Below are 20789 nucleotides of genomic sequence, written 5' to 3' on the forward strand. Positions count from 1 at the left end.
GCGATCACCAAGCATTGCGGACTGCGTGGCTGGGCGGAGTTTATTCCGTTTGACAAGATTGACAAGGCGCCTGAGGAAAAGGCCCGCGGGATCACGATTTCCACGGCCCACGTGGAGTATCAGACCAACAACCGGCACTACGCACATGTGGACTGCCCCGGGCATGCCGACTATATCAAGAACATGATCACAGGCGCGGCCCAGATGGACGGCGCGATACTGGTGGTGGGCGCAGATGACGGCCCCATGCCCCAGACCCGGGAGCACATACTGCTGGCCCGCCAGGTTGGTGTTCCGCAGATCGTGGTGTTTTTAAACAAGTGCGACATGGTCGACGACGAGGAGCTCATCGAGCTGGTGGACATGGAGCTTCGGGAGCTTTTGAGCAATTACGAGTTTGACGGTGACAACACCCCGATCATACGGGGCAGCGCGCTCAAGGCCCTGGAAAGCGACGATCCGGACAGCGAGGATGTAAAGCCGATCTGGGATTTGCTGGAGGCCACGGACGCCTACATTCCAGAGCCGGAGCGGGACGTGGACAAGCCGTTTTTGATGCCGGTCGAAGATGTGTTTTCGATATCGGGCCGGGGCACGGTTGTCACGGGGCGTGTTGAGCGCGGGATCATCAAGGTCAACGACAAGATCGAGATCGTGGGCATGCGGCCGACCATCAACACGACCTGTACGGGCGTGGAGATGTTTCGCAAGCTGCTTGACCAAGGCCAGGCCGGTGATAACGTGGGTCTTTTGCTTCGTGGCACCAAGCGCGATGAGGTTGAGCGTGGCCAGGTGGTGGCCGCACCCGGAACGATTACGCCGCACACCAAGTTCAAGGCCGAGGTTTACGTGCTGAGCAAGGATGAAGGCGGGCGTCATACACCGTTTTTCTCTGGCTACCGGCCGCAGTTTTATTTCCGGACCACGGATGTTACCGGGGTGTGCACGCTGCCCGATGGTGTAGAGATGGTGATGCCCGGCGATAACGTAACGATTTCAGCCGAACTCATCACCCCGATCGCCATGGAGGAGGGGCTGCGCTTTGCAGTGCGTGAAGGCGGCCGAACCGTGGGGGCCGGTGTTGTCAGTGAAATCATAGAATAGATACGGGACTGTCATGATACCAAACACCAAAATACGAATCCGGTTAAGGGCTTACGATCACAGACTGCTGGATCAGTCGGTCCGGGATATTGTCGATACTGCCCGCAAGACAGGTGCCCGGGTGGTGGGACCCATTCCCCTGCCCACACGCATCAACAAATACACGGTGCTTCGCTCTCCCCACGTGAACAAGAAATCCCGGGAGCAGTTCGAGGTCCGGACCCACAAGCGGTTATTGGACATCCAGGATCCCACCCAGCAGACGGTAGACGCCCTGATGAAGCTGGATTTGTCTCCGGGCGTGGATGTGGATATTAAATTGTAGGATAAGGACCAGGTGGCGCAAATGAGTGAAGGAATACTCGGGAAAAAACTGGGAATGACGGGCATTTTTGCCAGCAATGGTCAATATATGCCGGTAACGGTCATTCAGGCGGGCCCGTGCACTGTAACCCAGATAAAAACCAGGGCCAATGACGGTTATGACGCCTTGCAGCTTGGGTTTAAGGAAAAAAAGCCGCAGCGGTTGAACAAACCGCTGAAGGGGCATTTTGATAAAAGCGGCGGAACGGGTTTCTACCGCCTGCGGGAATTTTCCGTCAAAGAACCGGAACAGTTCGAGCCGGGCCAGCAGGTCACCATGGAGATGTTCTCGGTTGGTGACAAGATCAATATTGCCGGAAAAACCAAGGGCCACGGCTTTTCCGGCGTGACCAAACGGCATGGATTCGCTCTCGGCCGAAAGACCCACGGGGGTCGTTGTTATCGGATTCCCGGCTCTATCGGAAACAGCGCATGGCCTTCCAAAGTGGCCAAGGGAAAGAAAATGCCCGGTCAGTACGGAAACGTGCGGCAGACCACCAAAAACCTTGAAGTGGTCGATGTCCGTCCGGACCAGAACCTGATCCTTGTCAAGGGTGCGGTGCCCGGTCCGAAAAACGCGATCGTGGAGATCTGCAAGGCGAAAAAGTCGTAAATTCCGGAGGCTGCCAGGACGGGGTTTGGGTTCAACGATTGGAAAATGCCGTCATCATAAGCCGGATGCAATGCAAAGAGGGAGACCATGGCTGTCGTGGAAGTCAAAAATATACAGGGTGAGACCGTATCGGAGATCGACCTTTCTGAGGAGATCTTCAATGTCGAGGTCAAGCAGAGCGTTCTGCACGAGGTGGTTCGGATGCAGCTGGCCAACCGTCGCCGGGGAACGGCCAAAGTCAAGCGCCGTTCCGAGGTGCGGGGCAGCACCCAAAAGATGTTTCGTCAGAAAGGCACCGGGCGGGCACGCCGGGGTGATGTGAAAAGTCCGCTGCTCAGGGGCGGGGGCGTGATATTCGGTCCCGAGCCCAGGGATTATTCATACAAGGTCCCCAAGAAGGTCCGTCGCCTGGCTTTGAAAATGGCCTTGTCGGCAAAGCTGAAGGATAATGAAATAATTGTCCTTGACGGATTTGCACTCGATCAGGTAAAGACAAAGGCCGTTGCTTCGACGCTTCAGCGCCTTGAACTGGAAAAACCCCTGATCGTGATTGATCAAAAGGATGCAACCCTGGAGCTGTCCTCCAGAAATATTCCGGGCGTCAAGGTGTTGCGGGTCGAGGGGCTCAATGTCTACGATATTTTGAACCACAAGACCCTGGTTTTGCTGGCACCGTCGATCAAGGGGATTGAAGGGAGATTGGCTGCATGAAAGACTATCATATCATATTAGGTCCGGTGGATACGGAAAAGACCAATATCGCCCGGGAAGAACTCAACCAGGTGGCCTTTGAGGTGGCGCCTGCCTCCAACCGGGTCCAGATCCGGAAGGCTGTTGAGTCGATCTTCAACGTCGAGGTCCGTTCGGTTCGGACCATGCGGGTCAAGGGTAAGTTCAAGCGACGGGGCCGGATTCTGGGCAAGCGCAAGGACTGGAAAAAAGCAATCGTGACACTGATGCCCGGCAGCCGGATCAAATTTTTTGAAGGTGCATAAGCGAAGGTGAAGACCAATGGCGACTAAAAAAGTAAAACCCACGTCCCACGGACGCCGGTTTCAGACATATTCCACCTTTTCGGAGATTACAAAGAAAGAACCGGAAAGGCAGCTGTTAAAGCCCATCAAGAAAACCGGCGGCAGAAATGCCAACGGCCGGATTACAGCCCGGCATCGGGGCGGCGGTACAAAACGGTTTTACCGGATCATTGATTTCAAGCGGGACAAGGACGGAGTGCCGGCAAAGGTTGCAGCCATTGAATATGATCCCAACCGGTCTGCCCGCATTGCCTTGCTGCACTACGCAGACGGTGAGAAACGATACATCCTGGCGCCCGCAAAACTTGTGGTGGGCCAGACCGTCATGTCCGGACCAGAGGCGGAAATCCGGCCCGGCAATTGTCTGCCCCTGAGCCATATTCCTCTGGGCACCCATGTTCACAACATCGAGCTTCGGACCGGCAGAGGCGGTCAGCTGGTGAAAAGCGCAGGTGGATTTGCCCAGCTCATGGCCAAGGAAGGCCGGTATGCAACCGTTAAGCTGCCCTCCGGGGAAGTGCGGATGGTGTTGGTGGCCAATCGCGCCACCATCGGCCAGATCGGCAATTCGGATCATTCCAATGTTTCCCTGGGCAAGGCCGGGCGCAAACGTTATCTCGGCCGTCGGCCCCGGACCCGGGGTGTTGTCATGAACCCGGTGGACCATCCCATGGGCGGCGGCGAAGGCCGTTCCTCGGGCGGACGTCACCCCTGTTCTCCCTGGGGGATGCCGGCAAAGGGCTTTCGAACCCGGAAGCGCACAAAGCAGAGCGACCGGCTCATTGTCAAGAGGCGCAGGTAAGATGCGAATTGTTATCGCACAATTTATACCCAGAACACTGTTGTAACAAGCAGGAGCAATTATGCCGCGTTCGTTAAAAAAAGGCCCCTACGTAGAACCCAAGCTTCACGGCAAGGTGGTTTCTTCTCAGGAGGCCCGAAGCGCAAAAGTCATTAAGACCTGGTCCAGGCGATCGACCATTATTCCCGAAATGGTGGGACTGACCCTGGCGGTGCATAACGGAAAAAAATTCATTCCCGTTTTCGTGACCGAAAATATGGTCGGACACAAACTGGGCGAATTTTCGCCGACCCGGACCTTTTACGGGCATGCCGGGGACAAAAAATCCAAAATGAAGAAGTAGTCAATCGTAAATCGAATCGAGGATGCGGATATGGATGTGAAGGCGTCAGGCAAATACATGCGCATATCACCGCAAAAGGTGCGGAAGGTCATCGGGACCGTCAAGGGCCAGCCGGTGGAGTCCGGGCTTAACACGCTTAAGTTCATGCCGCAGAAAGCCGCGGGGATGGTGGAAAAGATCGTGCGCTCTGCAGTGGCCAACGCCGATCAGAATGCGGGCATAGATGTGGACCAACTGGTGATCAAGAACATCATTGTGGATGAAGGGCCCATGCTAAAGCGGTTTCGCCCCCGTGCCCGGGGTCGTGCGACACGGATATTAAAGCGTACTAGTCATATAACGGTCATCGTCGGCCAAGGCAGCGCATAAAAGGAGGTAGGTGGTTTGGGTCAGAAAGTCAATCCCATAGGCATGCGGCTGGGAATCAACCGCACCTGGAGTTCGCGGTGGTATGCGGACAAGGAATACGCCGGCTATATTTTCGAGGATCACAAGATCCGGCAGTTTTTAAAGAAAAAGCTGTACCACGCCGGTATCTCCAAGATCGAAATCGAACGGTCCTCCAAACGGATCAAGCTCCGCATTTATGCAGCCCGTCCCGGTATTGTCATCGGCAAAAAAGGCTCGGAGATCGAGGCTCTGAAAAAGGAGCTTGAAAAACTGGTTTCCGCAGAAGTCATGGTGGATATCCAGGAGGTGCGCAAGCCGGAGCTTGATGCCCAGTTGGTGGCTGAAAATGTCGCCAATCAGCTGGTACGCCGGGTGGCTTTTCGCAGGGCAATGAAAAGATGCGTTTCCTCGGCCATGCGATTTGGCGCCAAGGGGGTTAAGATCATTTGCTCCGGCCGGCTCGGGGGTGCGGAAATGGCGAGAATCGAGTGGTACAAAGAGGGGCGGATCCCCTTGCATACGCTGCGTGCCGATATTGATTACGGGCTGGCCGTTGCTGAAACCACCTATGGCACCATTGGCGTCAAGGTCTACATTTTCAAGGGTGAGATTCTGGCCGATGATCAGATACCGGCCGAGCGGCAGTAATTTACAGGAGTCTATACCATGCTGAGTCCCAAAAAGGTAAAATATAGAAAACGCCAGAAAGGCCGGATGAAGGGCAAGGCTGAGCGCGGTTCCAGCCTGAACTTCGGCGATTACGGCCTGCAGGCCGTTGAATGCGGAATGATCACCTCCCGTCAGATTGAAGCCGCACGTATTGCCATGACCCGAAAAGTCAAGCGCGGTGGAAAAATGTGGATCCGGATCTTTCCGGACAAGCCGATTACCAAAAAGCCGGCTGAAGTCCGGATGGGCAAAGGCAAGGGCGCACCCGAGGCATGGGTTGCGGTGATCAAGCCGGGGCGCATCCTTTACGAAATGGAAGGGGTTCCCCGTGAACTGGCATATGAGGCGCTTCGGCTGGCGGCGTACAAACTGCCGATTAAAACCAAAGTCGTCGAAAGGAGCCAGATCTGATGGAAGCCAAAGAATTTCGGGGGCTTGGCCCCGACGAACTCGATAGCCGGCTCGATGACCTGGTGCAGACCTATTTTAATCTGCGGTTCCAGCACAAGACCGGACAGCTCGAAAATCCCAGACGCATCAATCAGGTCCGCCGAGATATAGCGCGGATCAAGACCATAAAGCGTCAGCAGGCGTTCACTAACAGATAGCGGTGATGATTGGCCAATGAATAAGACACGAGGGATGAAACAACAACTGGTGGGAACGGTTTTGAGCAACAAGACGGACAAAACCGTGACGGTACAGGTTGAACGGCTCGTACGCCATTCGGTGTATAAGAAATTTGTCCGGCGCCGGGCCCGTTATGCAGCCCATGATGAAAACAATACCTGCGGTATCGGAGACCGGGTGATGATTACGGAATCCAGACCGCTTAGTAAGCGCAAGCGCTGGCGCATCAGCCAGATCATCGAAAAAGCGGTTTGATCACAGGGGATAAAGAAAATGATCCAGGCGGAAACAAGATTGTCTGTTGCAGATAATTCCGGCGCAAAAGAGGTGTATTGCATCAAGGTCCTCGGCGGCAGCCGAAGACGGTACGCCCGCATCGGAGATATCATTGTGGTGTCGGTCAAAGAGGCCATACCCAATTCAAAGGTCAAAAAAGGCGATGTGTTAAAGGCCGTGGTGGTTCGCACCAAAAAGGAAACCCGTCGGCCTGACGGCTCCTATATCCGGTTTGACGATAATTCCGCAGTGCTGATCAATCAGCACCGGGAACCCGTTGGAACCCGTATCTTTGGGCCGGTGGCCCGCGAGCTTCGGGCCCACCGGTTTATGAAAATCATTTCACTGGCACCGGAAGTTCTGTAACACAGCCTTCGTTATCGATCCAATGGATAGTATCAGGCCGGGAGGGAAACGGTTCATGGAAAAAGTCAAGTGTCGCATTAAGAAAAATGACAAGGTCAAGGTCCTTGCCGGCAAGGATCGGGGAAAGATTCGCAACGTGCTCAGCGTGGACCGCAAACACAATCGTGTGATGGTGGAAAATGTCAACATGGTCAAGCGCCATCAGAAACCCGGGCCCCAGAGCCGTCAGGGCGGTATTATCGAGGGTGAGGCGCCCATTGACGCATCCAATGTGATGCTGATCTGCGCCAAATGCGCCAAACCTACGCGAATTGGGAGCAAACGCCTGGAAGACGGCAAAAAGGTGCGGATCTGCAGTAAATGTAAAGAACATCTCGATGCCTAGCAGGTCACAACCGGAGGGTATTTCATGTCACTGAAAGATGTATATCAAAACGAGGTCATTTCCGGGTTGCGGAAGACCTTTGAGTACAAAAATATTCACCAGGTCCCAAGGCTGGATAAAATAGTAATCAACATGGGGCTTGGAGAGGCCATTCAGAACATAAAAGTTCTGGATTCCGCTCAGGCCGAGCTCAAGGTGATTACCGGCCAGGCGCCGGTGGTGACCCGGGCCAAGAAGTCTGTAGCCGCTTTTAAGGTCCGCGAGGGCATGCCCATTGGCTGCATGGTCACCCTGCGCCATCAGCGGATGTATGACTTCTATGAAAAACTCGTCAACATCGCCCTGCCGCGAGTCCGGGATTTCCGCGGGGTATCGGGCAAAGCGTTTGACGGTTTCGGCAATTATACCCTGGGCATCAAAGAGCAGATTATCTTTCCGGAAATTGAGTATGACCAGGTGGACTCCATCAAGGGGATGAATATCACCATTGTCACCACGGCCCAAACCAATCCGGAAGGAAAGGAACTGCTCCGGCTCCTTGGGATGCCGTTTCGCAATTAATGGAGAAAACCGCACCCGGGCAGGGGAGTTTTCACGGATCCGGATCCACGGATAAGGAGGAAGAAAGTTTGGCGAAAAAAGCGCTTCGCGAAAAGGCGATGAAACAACCCAAATTCAAGGTCAGGGCGTACAACCGTTGCCCGATTTGCGGACGGTCCAGAGCCTTCATGCGCAAATTCGGCATCTGCCGCATCTGTTTTCGAAATATGGCCTCCGAAGGTCTGCTGCCGGGCGTGAAAAAATCAAGCTGGTAGGCGCCCGGAATCAGGGGCTGTGGCATGGAAGTAGGATCAAGGGAAAAGGACGGATTGTGAATTTCCATTATTTTATTTTGATAACAAACGGAGTAGGCCATGTTGAGTGATCCACTTGCGGATATGTTGACCCGCATTCGAAACGCCGGCAAGGCAAAACACAAAAGTGTGGATATTCCCGGTGCCAACATTAAAGTCGCCATGGCGGACGTGATGAAACGGGAAGGCTACATTAAGAACTATAAGTTCATCAAGGACAACAAGCAGGGTTTTCTGCGGGTTTTTCTAAAATATGACGCCAGTGACCGGCATGTGATTTATGGCCTGGAACGGGTCAGCAAGCCCAGCCGCCGCGTCTATGTGGCCAAAGATGAAATCCGGCCGGTGCTAAACGGCCTGGGCGTATCTGTTCTGTCGACCTCAAGGGGGATCATGACCGACAGGCAGGCCAAAAAGGAAAACATCGGCGGGGAAGTTCTCTGCAATATCTGGTAGTCAAGGAGTAAAAAATGTCTCGCGTAGGCAAGAAACCGATACCCGTACCGGAAAAAACAAAACTGAGCTTTAACAGGGGCATGCTTACTGTGGAGGGGCCCAAGGGGACGCTTACCCGGCAGATTCATCCGGATGTGACCCTGGAGCTTGGCGATGAGCAGGTTGTTGTGAGCGTGGCGCGCAATGATAAGAAAACCAAGTCGTTGTGGGGCACCACCCGGGCTCAGGTGGCCAACATGATCACCGGTGTGAGCAGCGGGTTTGTGCGGGTCCTGGAAATCAATGGCATTGGATACCGTGCCGAAATCAAGGGGAGCAATCTGGAGTTGCATCTGGGGTATTCGCATCCCATTAATTTCGTGCTTCCCGAAGGCATTGACGCTGCGGTTGATAAATCAGCCATTCGGCTTTCCGGCATCGACAAGGAACTGCTTGGTTTTGCGGCATCTTCCATTCGGCAGATGCGACCGCCCGAGCCCTACAAGGGCAAGGGTGTGAAGTATGCCGAAGAACAGATCCAGCGTAAAGCCGGCAAAACAGCGAAATAATCCTTTCATTATCTTCATGTACAACAGGGATTGGCGATTATGGGTTCGACACAGAAACGAGAGGCCATGCGCATCAGGCGGAAAAAACGAATCCGGAAGAAGGTCCAGGGTACGCCACAGCGCCCGAGACTGACGGTTTTCCGCAGCGCCCGGCACATATATGCACAAATTATCGATGATACCCGGGGTGAGACACTGGCTTCGGCTTCCACCGTGGAAAAGCAGGTCCGGGATCAGGGCAAATATGAAAACAAGGTGGCTGCCGCCGATGAAATCGGCAGGCTTCTTGCCCAGCGGGCTTCAGGCAAAGGCATTACGTCGGTGGTTTTTGACCGCAACGGGTACATGTACCATGGCCGGGTTCGGGCTGTGTCCGAAGCGGCGCGAAAAAACGGGTTGGATTTTTAATAAAGAGAATAAGGAGGCGATCCCTTGCTCAAGAAGGAAACAGACGAGAACTTGTTTATTGACAAGGTCGTTCATATCAGCCGCGTGGCCAAAGTTGTCAAGGGCGGCCGCCGGTTTAGCTTCAGCGCCATGGTCGTGGTTGGCGACGGACAGGGTAATGTGGGCTTCGGCCTTGGAAAGGCCCATGAGGTGCCCGAGGCCATCCGCAAAGGCGTTGAAAAAGCTAAGAAAAGCATGATAGCCGTGCCTCTGGAGGATGGAACGATTGCTTATTCGGTCAATGGCAGATTCGGTGCGGGATCGGTTTTTTTAAAGCCGGCTGGCAAGGGTACCGGCGTGATTGCCGGCGGTGCGGTCCGGGCGGTTTTGGAAGCCGTTGGGATTCGCAATATCCTGACAAAATGCATCGGTTCAAACAATCCGCACAATGCAGTCCGGGCCACCATGGACGGTCTTGCCCAGCTTCAGAGCAGGGATCAGGTGGCCAGCAAGCGCGGGATACAGGCAGAAGAACTTTCGATATAAGGAAATTTGGCAAATGGCCGACTTACTCAAAATCACCCTTGTTCGAAGCTATTATGGCCGCCCTGCCAAGCATCGCAAAATTTTGCAGGGCATGGGGCTGACCCGGATGCACAAAACAGTGGAACTGGTTGATACTCCAGCGATTCGCGGCATGGTCGGCAAGGTTTCGCACCTGGTTCGCGTGGAGGGACAATAATCATGAGATTGCATGAACTCAAACCCGAAATAAGCAGCACGAAAAACCGGAAACGACTCGGCCGGGGTGTGGCCTCGGGCACAGGTAAAACCGGGGGCAGAGGCACCAAGGGTCATAACAGCCGCTCCGGCGGCGGTGTGCGCCCTGGCTTTGAAGGCGGCCAGATGCCGCTTCACCGGCGCCTGCCCAAGCGCGGATTTTTAAATCCTTTTCGAAAAGATTATTCCGTGGTCAATGTCCGGGATCTGGGACGCTTTTCCGAAGGGGCGACCATTGACCGCGAAGCGCTGATTTCAGCCGGCGTGATCAATGGAAAAAACAAACCCGTCAAATTGCTGGGGCAGGGGGAGATCAGCGCTGCAGTCAATGTACGCGTGGCGGCTGTGAGCAAAAGCGCCAGAGAAAAGATCGAGGCTGCCGGCGGCAAAGTTGAGGTGGCATAAACATGGCTGCGACGGGTCCGGGCGTACAGAATATATTTAAGATACCGGAGCTCAAGCGCCGAATTTTGTTCACCCTGGCCCTGCTTGGGGTTTACAGAGTCGGTGTGCATATTCCAACCCCGGGCGTTGACGGAGATTCCCTGGCGGCTTTTTTCGCCCAGCATCAGAATACCATCTTTGGTATTTTTGACATGTTTTCCGGCGGTGCCCTTGAGCGTCTTTCAGTTTTTGCCCTCGGGATCATGCCCTACATCAGCGCCTCGATTATCATTCAGCTGCTCACTGTTGTGATTCCGCATCTGGAACAGCTGAACAAAGAAGGCGAGCAGGGAAAGAAAAAAATCACCCAGTACACACGCTATGGTACTGTGGCGCTGAGTTTGATCCAGGGATTTGGTATCAGCATCGGGCTTGAGAACATGACCTCGCCCGGAAATGCGCCCATTGTCATTGAGCCGGGCTGGTCGTTTCGGATCATGACCATGATCACCCTGACCGCCGGAACCGCCTTTATCATGTGGCTCGGCGAGCAGATCAGCGAGCGCGGCATCGGAAACGGTATATCCCTGATTGTTTTTGCCGGAATTGTCGCTCGCCTTCCGGCCGCCATCGGCAACACCTTTCGCATGATGACCACCGGTGAAATGGGGGTTTTTGGAATTATCATCCTTTCAATCCTCATGGTTGGGGTTGTTGCCTTTATCATCTTCATGGAAATGGGCCAGCGGCGAATTCCTGTGCAATACGCCAAGCGGGTGGTCGGCCGGCGGATGTACGGCGGGCAGAGTACGCATCTGCCGTTGAAAATCAATACATCCGGCGTGATTCCGCCGATTTTTGCATCATCGCTGATTATGTTTCCCTCCACCCTGGCCAGTTTCTTTTCCGGGGTCCCGTGGATGGAGACTGTTTCCAATGCCCTGATGCCCGGTTCTTTGATTTATGAATTGATGTTTGTGGCCTTTATCTTCTTTTTCTGTTACTTTTACACCGCCATTGTCTTTAATCCTGTAGACGTGGCAGAGAATATGAAGAAGTACGGCGGCTACATTCCAGGCATACGACCGGGAAAGCGGACGGCCGATTATATTGACCGGGTTTTGACCCGCATCACCCTCGGGGGTGCCTTGTATGTGTCAGCTGTCTGTGTGCTGCCTTCGATTTTGATGACCAAGTTTAATGTCCCGTTTTATTTTGGCGGCACTGCGCTGTTGATTGTGGTTGGGGTCGCCATTGATACGGTCAGGCAGATCGAGTCGCACCTGATTACCAGGAATTATGAAGGATTTATGTCTCCGGCGGGCGCAAAGCGCAAGGGCCGGTAACAGCAGAAGCGGGGGATTTGCATGGCAAAAGAGGAAGCCATCAAGGTTCAGGGCAAGGTTATTGAAACCCTTCCCAATGCAATGTTTAAGGTGGAACTGGAAAACAAGCACATGATTCTTGCGCATCTGTCCGGTAAGATGCGGATGCATTTTATCAAGATTCTGCCCGGCGACAATGTAACTGTGGAACTTTCCCCTTATGACCTGAGCCGGGGACGGATTACATACCGCACCAAGTAGCAGACGCGCCGGCGGCTGCGAACATGTTTACATGGATTTGACAGGCAATGCACACGAGGAGCAATTATGAAAGTCAGAGCATCTGTAAAAAAGATATGCCGTAATTGCAAGATTATCAAGCGCAGGGGTACGGTCCGGGTGATTTGTATCAACAAGCGGCACAAACAGCGGCAGGGATAATAAGGAGGCAAGCACATTGGCACGTATTGCAGGAGTCGATTTACCGAAAAACAAACATATACTCATCGGCCTGACCTACATTTACGGCATCGGCTACTCCACTTCCAGGGAGATTCTGTCCAGGCTCGGCATTGAGGAGAGCATTAAGACAGACAGCCTTACGGATTCGGACATCAACCAGATTCGCCGGATCATTGACAACGATTACAAGGTTGAAGGGGAGCTGCGCACTGAAATCTCCATGAACGTCAAGCGTCTCATGGATCTTGGCTGCTACCGTGGGCTGCGGCATCGCAGAGGGCTGCCGGCGCACGGCCAGCGGACCTCAACCAATGCGCGAACCCGAAAAGGCCCGCGCCGGGCTGCGGTGAAGAAAAAGGGCGGAATCAAGAAAAAGTAATTGAAATTTATGTAAAGGCGGGAACCGATGGCGAAACGAAAAGCAGTACGCACGAAAAAAAAGGCCAAAAAAAATATTGCAAGCGGTGTCGTGCATATCCATTCCACATTTAACAATACCCTTGTGACAATCACGGATCCGGGCGGCAATGTGATTTCCTGGTCGAGTGCCGGGATCAACGGCTTTAAGGGATCGCGGAAAAGCACACCGTTTGCCGCCCAGCAGGCTTCTGAGGATGCGGCCAAAAAGGCCATGGAACACGGCATGAAAAACGTCGAGGTCTACGTAAAAGGCCCCGGGCCCGGCCGGGAATCGGCCCTTAAGGCACTGCAGGCCACAGGTCTGAATGTGGCCCTGATAAAGGACGTCACCCCGGTGCCCCACAATGGCTGTAAGCCGCCCAAGCGTCGCAGGGTTTAACCGCTGCGCATTCGCTGAAACGTTTGGCAAAAACAGCAAAGAGCTGTTTCTGCCATTATTCGGAATTAAACCGACAAAACCGTTTGTTTCCCTTTCTCAGTTGTCGTCGGGCAAACGGTTCTTTCGATCGAATTATATATCTCATCCAAGGGAGGAAGCATTGTCACGATATCGTGGATCTGTATGTCGGATATGCCGCCGGGAAAACTTGAAACTTTATTTCAAGGGCGATCGGTGTTATTCGGATAAATGCGCCTTTGACCGGCGCAGTTATCCACCGGGACAGCATGGCCAGCGGCGCGGGGGAAAAATCTCCGACTATGGACTTCAGCTTCGGGAAAAACAAAAAGTCAAGCGTGCTTACGGTTTGTCGGAAAAACAGTTTCGGCTGTTTTTTGAGCGCTCCGAGCAGAAAAAAGGCGTTACCGGGACCAATTTGCTGGTGATGCTTGAATGCCGGCTGGACAACGTCGTTTATCGTTTGGGTTTTGCCAGTTCCCGGGTCCAGGGCCGTCAGCTGGTCAAGCACAATCATTTCCTCATCAACGGCCGGAAGGTCAATATTCCTTCTTACCAGGTAAAGCCCGGAGACGTAGTTGAAATCCGGAAAAAAAGCCGCAATGTGGCAGCGATCAATGAGGCTGTCGAGTCCATGGTGCGCCGGGGCATGCCCCAGTGGCTGGAACTGGATAAGGAGACGTTGAAAGGCAGCGTGAAAACCTTGCCGGTTCGCGACGATATCACCATGCCGGTCCAGGAAAATCAGATTATTGAGTTTTACTCCAAGTAATCTTTGGAAATTCCGGCATATTGAGCCACAAGAGCCTTTGCCGGTCTGATGCAGGACAACTGAAATCTGATTTGGTGCGACTCCTGACTACCCGGAACCAAGGCGGATGGATATCAAACAGGTGGGAGAGTGAAAATGCCCTTGAACGAATTGACATATATGAACTGGCGGGACATGATCCGGCCCGGCAGGGTTGAGATCGACCAGCAGACAGCCACCTATGGCAAGTTTGTGTGGGAGCCGCTGGAGAGGGGATTTGGCATCACCATCGGCAACTCCCTGAGGCGGATCATACTTTCGTCACTGTACGGCGCTGCCATCACTTCGGTCAAGATCGAAGGGGTGATGCACGAATACAGCGCTGTTCCCGGGGTTTTGGAAGATGTTTCGGAAATTATGCTAAATCTCAAAAAGGTTCGGGTGAAAACCGATGACGCCGAACCCAGGACCATGACAGTGGAAGCCAAGGGCGAGCGGACTGTTACGGCCGCTGATATCGTCAGCGGAGACGGCCGTGTTGAAGTCTTGAATCCGGCGCAGCATATCGCCACGCTGACCTCTGAGGGCAACCTACAGATGACCCTGACGGTACAGGCCGGCAAGAGTTATTCCCTGGCCGAGGCCAACCGGGACCCGGAGGCACCTGTTGGCACATTGCCCATTGATGCGATTTTTTCACCCATTTACCGGGTCAATTACCTGGTGGGCAACGCCCGGGTTGGACAGCGGACCGATTATGACAAGCTGACAATGGAAATCTGGACCGACGGATCGGTCAAGCCCATGGATGCCATTGCTTATGCGGCCAAGATCTTAAAAGAGCAAATGCATTCATTTATCAACTTTGATGAAGATCAGGAACCCGCGCCTCCGGATGAATCCCAGGAGGAATCCACGCCCCAGTTCAACCCGAACTTGTATCTGGACGTGGATGAGCTGGAGCTTTCCGTTCGAAGCGCCAATTGCCTGAGAAATGCCAATATCCGGAAAATTTACCAATTGGTCCAGAAGACCGAAAATGAGATGCTGAAAACCAAAAATTTCGGCCGCAAATCCCTAAACGAGATTAAGGAACTGTTGTCCGAGATGGGGCTGTCGCTGGGTATGAAACTGGAAGGATTTGTGCCCCCGGACGATGACCAGGATCAGAAAGAGGAATAAGATAGCCATGCGACATAAAAAAAGCGGAGTCAAATTAAATCGCACCAGCAGCCATCGCCAGGCCATGTTTCGCAACATGGTCACCTCCCTGCTCAAGCACGACCGGATTAAAACCACGGATGCCAAGGCCAAGGAGCTTCGCCGGTGGGCGGACCATATCATCACCCTTGCCAAGCGCGGAGATTTGCATGCCAGGCGCCAGGCCCTTTCCATCGTAAGGGAGAAGGCCGTGGTACACCAGATTTTTGCCGAAGCGCCCAAACGTTTTGGCGATATCAACGGCGGTTACACCCGGGTGGTGAAACTCGGCTGCCGGCCCGGAGATGCCGCACCGGTTTCGATGGTGGAACTCACCGGCGAAAAGCCTGAGGCAGTTTCCCGGTAAACATTCCGCCGGACTTCCCCGGACTTCCCATGATGTCGTCAGGCAATTGAATCCGGATTCAGGAATTATGGCCCCGGTTTAACATTTGGTTAAACCGGGGCTTTTGTTTTGTCCGGATTTCCAGTGTCCCTTCATGAATCCGGATACTGGCAGCCCCGTGCCTGTCTGTGCGCAAAATTTTTATATTTCGCTTTTCATACCGATTCAGTACGGATTGCGACGGCATTTGATACCGCCCCTCCCTTACGGGTATAATAACGGTTTTCGGCTCCACAGCATCGAGGAAACCGGATGTTGAAGATGTTTTGCTGCCGTGGTGAGGGGCGATCAATATGTCGGCTTTTGCTTTTTCCCCTGCTTGTTTGACCACCAGACCTTCTGCGCAGGCCTCAATGTCTCCTGGAAACACTATGGCTTTCCCATGGTGTCTTACGCGTACCACCAGGGCGCAGTTGTTGGCCCCGTTGCAAGGCGCACACGCAATTTCGGCATCAGGGTACGGGAAAAGGATCTCAAATTGTGCCCCGTGAATTTTTCTGCCGGCATTGACACGATCCAGGGGCGGATGAGGAATTTGGTTTTTGTTTATGATTTCCTGAAATTTTTTGTATCCGCTGGTATCCGCACGGATGTGGGTGCTGATGACTTCATGGACCTGAAAATGCTTTAAGATGTAGAGCAGCCCGTTTAAATGGTCTGAATCCGGGTGGGACAATACCACCGTATCAATGGTTCCGATTTTGCGCTGCCGCAGGTAGGGCGCCAGAATTTGTGCGCCCACGTCAAACATGGAATTGTCTGAAAATCCGCCTCCGTCAATGAGCATGGTATAACCCTTTGGAAATTCCACCAGTGAGGCATGGCCCTGGCCCACGTCCAGCACCGTAACCCGCAGATCCGAATGCCAAAATCGTTTGTGCATCCAGTATCCGGCATCTGCAGCAGAGACCAGAAAAATCGGTACAAGTCCGATGGCAGCCAGTTTCCTGATTTTCGGGGTTTTCCCCCGCCATATCAGCCCCATTCCTGCGAGCAGTCCGTATGCGCAGATCACTTCCGGCACTGTTGGGGAAAAGGTCTCAAAGGCGCCCACCGGTGAATTTGCAATCATTTTTATCAATGATACAGCCGGATCCAGCAGCCAGTGGGCGCAAGCCAGCACCCAGCCGGCCAGGGTGCCTGAAACGGGAAAAATCATTGCGCCGGCCAGGCCCAGAGGCACCACTACGAACCCGATCCAGGGCACCAGGATCAGATTGGCGATCACTCCCAAAACCGAGGCCTGTTGAAAATGGTGCATTACAAGGGGCAGAGTGCCGGCAATGGCGAAAACCGAGATCAGCATAAAATTTTTGATCCGGTTAATGAGCCAGGCAATCGTTTTTTCATGGCCTGCACCGGGTTTGAAAAACAAGTGAATTCCGTAAAAAATTGCGGATACAGCGGCAAAGGAAAGCTGAAAAGAGACGGAAAAAATGCCGGGCGGGTGAATTATGCAGATGACAAAAGCAGCCACCGCAAGGGTGTTGACGCGATGGTACGGCGCAGCCCGGGTGATGGCCCCAAGAAAGATTCCAATCATGACAACGGCGCGCTGGGTCGATGGTGAAAGTCCTGAAAGCATTGCATAGCTGATCACAGGCACCAGGGTCAGCATTGCGGCAATCTTGAAGGCCAGGCCGGTGTAAAGAAAAATCCGGAACCGACTGATCATCCATTTAAACACCATGAATGCACACACGGAAATAATTCCCACATGGAGACCGGATATGGCCAGCAGGTGACTGACTCCAGCCCGGTTAAAGGCTTTTTGCACTTCAGGGGAAATCCTGTGGCGTTTGCCCACCACAAGGGCGGCGAGTACAGCCCCGGCATCATCGGCGCCTATGTTTGCAATCGTTTCATCCAGCCGGATTCTCAATCGGTGTATTTGATTTCCAAAACCGGGTTTTTCTGTGGATGGCGGCGCTTTTTTCACCCGTTTTCCGCTTGTATATACCGCAGCCCAGATGTTTTGGTCAGCCATGTACTGCCTGTAGTCAAATCCGCCCGGATTGTTGAAATTCTTAAACATGCGGATTATGGACCGGAATTGGACACGATCACCCGGAGACAACTCCGGGGTTTTTCCGTAGAAAGCCGCCTGAATGCGGCCTGCAGGTTGGTGAAGCTCATTTTTTTTGTCAGTGATTTCCAATTGATCCAGTACGCAGCGGGTGCGGAAGGACTCGATCCGCGGCGGACCGGTAATTGTGCCGCAAATTTCCATGTAGCCTGCATCAAAAAGGGGCTTTGTTTCAGGCGGGGGAAAGTAAGGAGTTTGCCAGGCGGCAATGGAGATCACGCCAAGTGCGAAAAACAGTAAAAGGGGGCAAAGGCGTGCTGGTTTGTGACAAGTCACCCGCCGGGTCAGTTCAAATCCGGCTGCTGCAGCAGTAACCCAGGCTCCGGTGAGCAAAAAGGGCAAGGCAGTCAGGCGGCCGGTGATCAGGCCGGCAATGAAGGCAAACAGAAGGGGAATCAGGGGCAGGCGGTAGAAATGACCGTCTTGTAAATCCCGTCCTGCCATGGGATGCTAATTTTCCGGTCCTGTCCGGCCGGATGCCGGCTCCTTGCAGGCGCCACCGGCGGTTTTGGGGTTTTGCCGGACCCGTTCCCGGACCCGTTCAATGTCTGCCCCGAGGCTTCGGAATTTGTCCTCAAGGGCGGCATAGCCACGGTCCAGATGATAAACCCGGCTGATGCGGGTGGTGCCTTCGGCCACCAGTCCGGCAAGAACCAGGCAGGCGCTTGCTCGCAAATCAGAGGCCATCACCTGGGCCCCGGACAGGCGGGCGGTGCCGCGGACCATTGCATGGTTGCCGGATACCTGGATATCAGCGCCCATGCGCTGGAGTTCCAGAACGTGGATGAAGCGGTTTTCAAAAATGGTTTCCGAAATCATGCTCAGGCCGTTGGCAATGCACATCAGCACCATAAACTGGGCCTGCATGTCCGTGGGAAATCCTGGATAGGGAAGAGTCTTGATATCCACGCTGGCAACAGGGCGGCGGCCCGTGACCGTGATGGTTCCGTCGCTGGTGTCCACATCTGTACCGGTTTTTCTGAGCTTGGCAATCACGGCTTTCAAATGCCGGGCATCCGCGTCTAAAATCCGGATGCACCCGCCTGTCAGGGCGGCTGCCACCATGTAGGTGCCCGTCTCGATCCGGTCGGGAATCACACGCACCGTGGCCGGAAACAGTCTGTCCACGCCGTCAATGGTAATGGTGGAGGTGCCTGCGCCCGATACCCTGGCGCCCATGGCATTTAGCATGTCTGCCAGGGCCGAAACCTCGGGCTCCCGTGCAGCATTGCGCAAAACCGTGGTGCCTTTGGCCAGCACAGCCGCCATCATGAGATTTTCAGTGCCGGTTACCGTGGGCACGTCAAAAAAGATTTCACTGCCGGTCAAAGATTCGGCTTCGGCCTGTACATAGCCGTGTTCCAGGGTAATGCGGGCGCCGAGCCGGGAAAAGCCCTCCAGGTGCATGTTGATGGGTCTTGCGCCGATGGCACATCCCCCGGGAAGGGAAACCCGTGCCCGGCCAAGCCTTGCCAGCAGCGGGCCGAGCACCAGGACAGAGGCGCGCATCTTGCGCACCAGTTCGTAGGGAGCCTCCACATCATTGAGGCCTGTGGTATCCACAATCAGCCCTTCCGGGGTTTCGGTGATTTCCGCACCAATAGTGCAAAGCAGCTGACGGATGCTTTCAATGTCTTTTAAGTCCGGAACATTGGTAAAGCAAAACTGCCCCCCGGTCAGAAGGGAGGCGGCAAGCATGGGAAGGGCTGCGTTTTTGGCCCCGCTGATTTTCACATCACCGTTTAGGCTGCGGCCTCCCTGGATTACGATTTCATCCAACGCAAAAGCTCCTTTTGAAAGGATATAAAAAAAGCGCCGAGCACCCGGTTTATTCCTGAAAACAGGGCGAGTGCGGCGCTTTTTGGTGAAAATTCCGCCCCGGAAAAAGCTGGTCAGGGCGTTGAAATATTTTTAATGATGCCCGTGGCCGCCTTCTCCTGCCTCGTCTGCGACGGTATCAATCAGTGATTTGATGATGCAGTAAGTCATGCCGGCGCCGATGATGCTCAGGGCATACCAAAGGCCGCCCATGAAGACCAGATGTGAAATATCCCATACCCATTCAAATGCAAACGGAAACATAATATTTGGCTCCTTTTGTTACCGGTGCGGTTATTGGCCCGGGTTGAGTTCTTTTTCGTGGGGAAACACCGGCAGATACCGGTACGCCAGAGAGATCAGGATCGCCCCGTATGCCACGGGCAGGATGGTTGTGGCCACTTCCTGCCAGGTGGGAATGTACATGTACCAGTCCTGGAAGGGCAGAAGCGGTGCAGCCATGACCTGGAGCACCATGACCCAGCGGTTGATGCAGACGCCCAGCACTGCCAAAATGGCGGCGGTCACCAGCAACCTTTTGTTTTCCCGGCCCTTGCGGGTGATTAAAATCAGGGCCGGCACAATGCCGCAGATCACCAGTTCGGCAATGAGAATCCAGATCCCGTATACCGGGTTGTTGGAGTAAAAGTCCATGAGGGAAAAGCCCTTGGAAGGGGCTGTCACAGCGGCCCAGTACCAGGTATCAGCGATCTTGGCAATCATGTAGGTCAGAAGCATCCATCCCGAGATCTTGGCCAGGAGCTGAAAGGCCTCCGGCCGGACCAGTCTCTTTTGGGTGATTTTTTCGGTCAGCCATGTGACCAGCATGGTAAAGCAGGGGCCCACTGCCGCAGCAGACCAGGTAAAAAGGAAAAATGTCCAGGGCCAGATCAGCAGGCCCTCGCGATAGGCAAAGGGCCTGGCGTAGAGCACGCCGGCCACACCGCCCAGAGAACCCTGGTGAAAAAAGGACAAAAACACGCCTGTGGCGGCAAATACGGCCATAACTTCATGCATGTTGTGGCTTAAGTGATGCAGGAAGGGGATTCGGTCAAGTTTGGGATTTTCCAGCACCAGAGGGATAAACTCAATGGTGAGTACGGCAAAATAGCACGACAGGCAGAAGGCCACCTCAGTGAGCATGGAGTGCACATTGGCATGCCAGAAAATAAACCATCCCCGCAGGGGTTGGCCAATGTCAAGAGCCAGGATCAGCAGCGCCGAACTGTAGCAGATAAACCCGATAATCACGGCATAATTGATGATGCTCTTGAGTTCCTTTTTGCCGATGATATAGGTCAGAAAACCGGAAAAAAAGGCACCGCCGCCCAGGGCGATTACCGCCAGGTCCGCCCAGATCCACAGGGCAAAACCATAGGCGTCATTCATACCGGTCTGGTTTAAGCCCTTGTACCATATCAGAAACATGGCATAGACGCCCCACAAAAGCACGGCGCCGACTACTGCCAGCCACAGTGTAAATTGTCTGGTGGGGCATCGTTTCACACCTTCGGGAATCGCTGGTGTCGTCATGATCAGT

The 20789-nt window shown here is 54.0% G+C and carries 34 protein-coding genes; 30 read left to right on the plus strand and 4 right to left on the minus strand.

Going from position 1 to position 20789, the window contains the following annotated elements; genetic code table 11:
- From tuf to rplQ, 30 genes are all read left to right on the plus strand, one after another.
- On the plus strand, window positions 1-1104 hold a 1104-nt coding region (tuf, locus tag ACTCIA_RS12340; protein ID WP_463002126.1), incomplete at its 5' end, for an elongation factor Tu.
- Between the two features lie 13 nt (window positions 1105-1117).
- On the plus strand, window positions 1118-1429 hold the full coding sequence (gene rpsJ, locus ACTCIA_RS12345) for a 30S ribosomal protein S10 (protein WP_220128370.1): 312 nt from the start codon (window positions 1118-1120) through the stop codon (window positions 1427-1429).
- Between the two features lie 21 nt (window positions 1430-1450).
- Complete coding sequence (gene rplC / locus ACTCIA_RS12350; RefSeq protein WP_463002127.1) at window positions 1451-2080, plus strand: 50S ribosomal protein L3; 630 nt, start codon at window positions 1451-1453, stop codon at window positions 2078-2080.
- 87 nt (window positions 2081-2167) lie between these two features.
- Window positions 2168-2791 (plus strand): 50S ribosomal protein L4, encoded by a 624-nt coding sequence (rplD, locus tag ACTCIA_RS12355; RefSeq protein WP_463002128.1) that lies wholly within the window; start codon window positions 2168-2170, stop codon window positions 2789-2791.
- On the plus strand, window positions 2788-3075 hold the full coding sequence (gene rplW, locus ACTCIA_RS12360; RefSeq protein WP_181551587.1) for a 50S ribosomal protein L23: 288 nt from the start codon (window positions 2788-2790) through the stop codon (window positions 3073-3075). Before rplD ends, rplW begins: the two co-directional genes overlap by 4 nt.
- A gap of 16 nt (window positions 3076-3091) precedes the next feature.
- Window positions 3092-3916 (plus strand): 50S ribosomal protein L2, encoded by an 825-nt coding sequence (rplB, locus tag ACTCIA_RS12365; protein ID WP_463002129.1) that lies wholly within the window; start codon window positions 3092-3094, stop codon window positions 3914-3916.
- Between the two features lie 61 nt (window positions 3917-3977).
- Window positions 3978-4259, plus strand: a complete 282-nt coding sequence (rpsS, locus tag ACTCIA_RS12370; RefSeq protein ID WP_463002130.1) for a 30S ribosomal protein S19 — start codon at window positions 3978-3980, stop codon at window positions 4257-4259.
- Between the two features lie 30 nt (window positions 4260-4289).
- Window positions 4290-4628, plus strand: a complete 339-nt coding sequence (rplV, locus tag ACTCIA_RS12375) for a 50S ribosomal protein L22 (RefSeq protein ID WP_181551590.1) — start codon at window positions 4290-4292, stop codon at window positions 4626-4628.
- 15 nt (window positions 4629-4643) lie between these two features.
- On the plus strand, window positions 4644-5297 hold the full coding sequence (gene rpsC / locus ACTCIA_RS12380) for a 30S ribosomal protein S3 (protein WP_181551591.1): 654 nt from the start codon (window positions 4644-4646) through the stop codon (window positions 5295-5297).
- Window positions 5298-5315: 18 nt separating this feature from the next.
- Window positions 5316-5729, plus strand: a complete 414-nt coding sequence (gene rplP, locus ACTCIA_RS12385) for a 50S ribosomal protein L16 (protein WP_410268006.1) — start codon at window positions 5316-5318, stop codon at window positions 5727-5729.
- A complete protein-coding gene (rpmC, locus tag ACTCIA_RS12390; protein ID WP_463002131.1) occupies window positions 5729-5926 on the plus strand; it encodes a 50S ribosomal protein L29 in 198 nt (65 codons plus the stop codon). The genes rplP and rpmC overlap by 1 nt, the downstream gene beginning before the upstream one ends.
- Before the next feature lie 16 nt (window positions 5927-5942).
- Complete coding sequence (rpsQ, locus tag ACTCIA_RS12395; protein ID WP_463002132.1) at window positions 5943-6203, plus strand: 30S ribosomal protein S17; 261 nt, start codon at window positions 5943-5945, stop codon at window positions 6201-6203.
- Between the two features lie 18 nt (window positions 6204-6221).
- On the plus strand, window positions 6222-6590 hold the full coding sequence (gene rplN / locus ACTCIA_RS12400; protein WP_181551595.1) for a 50S ribosomal protein L14: 369 nt from the start codon (window positions 6222-6224) through the stop codon (window positions 6588-6590).
- A gap of 55 nt (window positions 6591-6645) precedes the next feature.
- Window positions 6646-6975: a 50S ribosomal protein L24 gene (gene rplX / locus ACTCIA_RS12405; protein WP_463002133.1), complete on the plus strand. Its 330-nt coding sequence runs from the start codon at window positions 6646-6648 to the stop codon at window positions 6973-6975.
- 24 nt (window positions 6976-6999) lie between these two features.
- Complete coding sequence (gene rplE, locus ACTCIA_RS12410) at window positions 7000-7536, plus strand: 50S ribosomal protein L5 (protein ID WP_463002134.1); 537 nt, start codon at window positions 7000-7002, stop codon at window positions 7534-7536.
- Window positions 7537-7604: 68 nt separating this feature from the next.
- On the plus strand, window positions 7605-7790 hold the full coding sequence (locus ACTCIA_RS12415) for a type Z 30S ribosomal protein S14 (RefSeq protein WP_463002135.1): 186 nt from the start codon (window positions 7605-7607) through the stop codon (window positions 7788-7790).
- Between the two features lie 99 nt (window positions 7791-7889).
- Entirely contained in the window at window positions 7890-8285 is a 396-nt protein-coding gene (gene rpsH, locus ACTCIA_RS12420) for a 30S ribosomal protein S8 (protein WP_463002136.1), read from the plus strand.
- Window positions 8286-8299: 14 nt separating this feature from the next.
- A complete protein-coding gene (rplF, locus tag ACTCIA_RS12425) occupies window positions 8300-8833 on the plus strand; it encodes a 50S ribosomal protein L6 (protein ID WP_463002137.1) in 534 nt (177 codons plus the stop codon).
- Window positions 8834-8872: 39 nt separating this feature from the next.
- Window positions 8873-9241, plus strand: coding sequence for a 50S ribosomal protein L18 (gene rplR / locus ACTCIA_RS12430; RefSeq protein WP_463002138.1), 369 nt, complete (start codon window positions 8873-8875; stop codon window positions 9239-9241).
- Between the two features lie 24 nt (window positions 9242-9265).
- Window positions 9266-9766 (plus strand): 30S ribosomal protein S5, encoded by a 501-nt coding sequence (gene rpsE / locus ACTCIA_RS12435; protein ID WP_181551602.1) that lies wholly within the window; start codon window positions 9266-9268, stop codon window positions 9764-9766.
- A gap of 13 nt (window positions 9767-9779) precedes the next feature.
- A complete protein-coding gene (gene rpmD, locus ACTCIA_RS12440; protein WP_220128371.1) occupies window positions 9780-9962 on the plus strand; it encodes a 50S ribosomal protein L30 in 183 nt (60 codons plus the stop codon).
- Window positions 9963-9964: 2 nt separating this feature from the next.
- Window positions 9965-10405, plus strand: coding sequence for a 50S ribosomal protein L15 (gene rplO / locus ACTCIA_RS12445; RefSeq protein ID WP_463002139.1), 441 nt, complete (start codon window positions 9965-9967; stop codon window positions 10403-10405).
- 2 nt (window positions 10406-10407) lie between these two features.
- Window positions 10408-11730: a preprotein translocase subunit SecY gene (secY, locus tag ACTCIA_RS12450; RefSeq protein ID WP_463002140.1), complete on the plus strand. Its 1323-nt coding sequence runs from the start codon at window positions 10408-10410 to the stop codon at window positions 11728-11730.
- 21 nt (window positions 11731-11751) lie between these two features.
- Window positions 11752-11970 (plus strand): translation initiation factor IF-1, encoded by a 219-nt coding sequence (gene infA, locus ACTCIA_RS12455; protein WP_181551606.1) that lies wholly within the window; start codon window positions 11752-11754, stop codon window positions 11968-11970.
- Window positions 11971-12036: 66 nt separating this feature from the next.
- On the plus strand, window positions 12037-12150 hold the full coding sequence (rpmJ, locus tag ACTCIA_RS12460; protein WP_181551607.1) for a 50S ribosomal protein L36: 114 nt from the start codon (window positions 12037-12039) through the stop codon (window positions 12148-12150).
- A gap of 16 nt (window positions 12151-12166) precedes the next feature.
- Window positions 12167-12550 carry a 30S ribosomal protein S13 gene (gene rpsM, locus ACTCIA_RS12465; protein WP_463002141.1) on the plus strand — a complete coding sequence of 128 codons (384 nt, stop codon included), beginning with the start codon at window positions 12167-12169 and terminating at the stop codon, window positions 12548-12550.
- Between the two features lie 27 nt (window positions 12551-12577).
- Window positions 12578-12970, plus strand: a complete 393-nt coding sequence (gene rpsK, locus ACTCIA_RS12470; protein WP_181551609.1) for a 30S ribosomal protein S11 — start codon at window positions 12578-12580, stop codon at window positions 12968-12970.
- A 160-nt stretch (window positions 12971-13130) separates the two neighbouring features.
- Entirely contained in the window at window positions 13131-13760 is a 630-nt protein-coding gene (gene rpsD, locus ACTCIA_RS12475; RefSeq protein WP_463002142.1) for a 30S ribosomal protein S4, read from the plus strand.
- A gap of 135 nt (window positions 13761-13895) precedes the next feature.
- On the plus strand, window positions 13896-14921 hold the full coding sequence (locus ACTCIA_RS12480) for a DNA-directed RNA polymerase subunit alpha (protein WP_463002143.1): 1026 nt from the start codon (window positions 13896-13898) through the stop codon (window positions 14919-14921).
- A gap of 7 nt (window positions 14922-14928) precedes the next feature.
- Window positions 14929-15306, plus strand: a complete 378-nt coding sequence (gene rplQ / locus ACTCIA_RS12485; RefSeq protein ID WP_463002144.1) for a 50S ribosomal protein L17 — start codon at window positions 14929-14931, stop codon at window positions 15304-15306.
- 58 nt (window positions 15307-15364) lie between these two features.
- On the opposite strand, the gene ACTCIA_RS12490 is transcribed toward rplQ, so the two are convergent.
- The 4 genes from ACTCIA_RS12490 to qrcD form a co-directional block, all read right to left on the minus strand.
- Window positions 15365-17875 carry a DNA internalization-related competence protein ComEC/Rec2 gene (locus ACTCIA_RS12490; protein WP_463002145.1) on the minus strand — a complete coding sequence of 837 codons (2511 nt, stop codon included), beginning with the start codon at window positions 17873-17875 and terminating at the stop codon, window positions 15365-15367.
- Window positions 17876-17881: 6 nt separating this feature from the next.
- Window positions 17882-19210: a UDP-N-acetylglucosamine 1-carboxyvinyltransferase gene (gene murA / locus ACTCIA_RS12495; RefSeq protein ID WP_463002146.1), complete on the minus strand. Its 1329-nt coding sequence runs from the start codon at window positions 19208-19210 to the stop codon at window positions 17882-17884.
- Between the two features lie 132 nt (window positions 19211-19342).
- Complete coding sequence (locus tag ACTCIA_RS12500) at window positions 19343-19513, minus strand: hypothetical protein (protein WP_463002147.1); 171 nt, start codon at window positions 19511-19513, stop codon at window positions 19343-19345.
- A 30-nt stretch (window positions 19514-19543) separates the two neighbouring features.
- Window positions 19544-20782: a menaquinone reductase integral membrane subunit QrcD gene (gene qrcD, locus ACTCIA_RS12505; RefSeq protein WP_463002148.1), complete on the minus strand. Its 1239-nt coding sequence runs from the start codon at window positions 20780-20782 to the stop codon at window positions 19544-19546.
- Between the last annotated feature and the right edge of the window lie 7 nt (window positions 20783-20789).

The organism is Desulfosalsimonas sp., assembly GCF_055149105.1.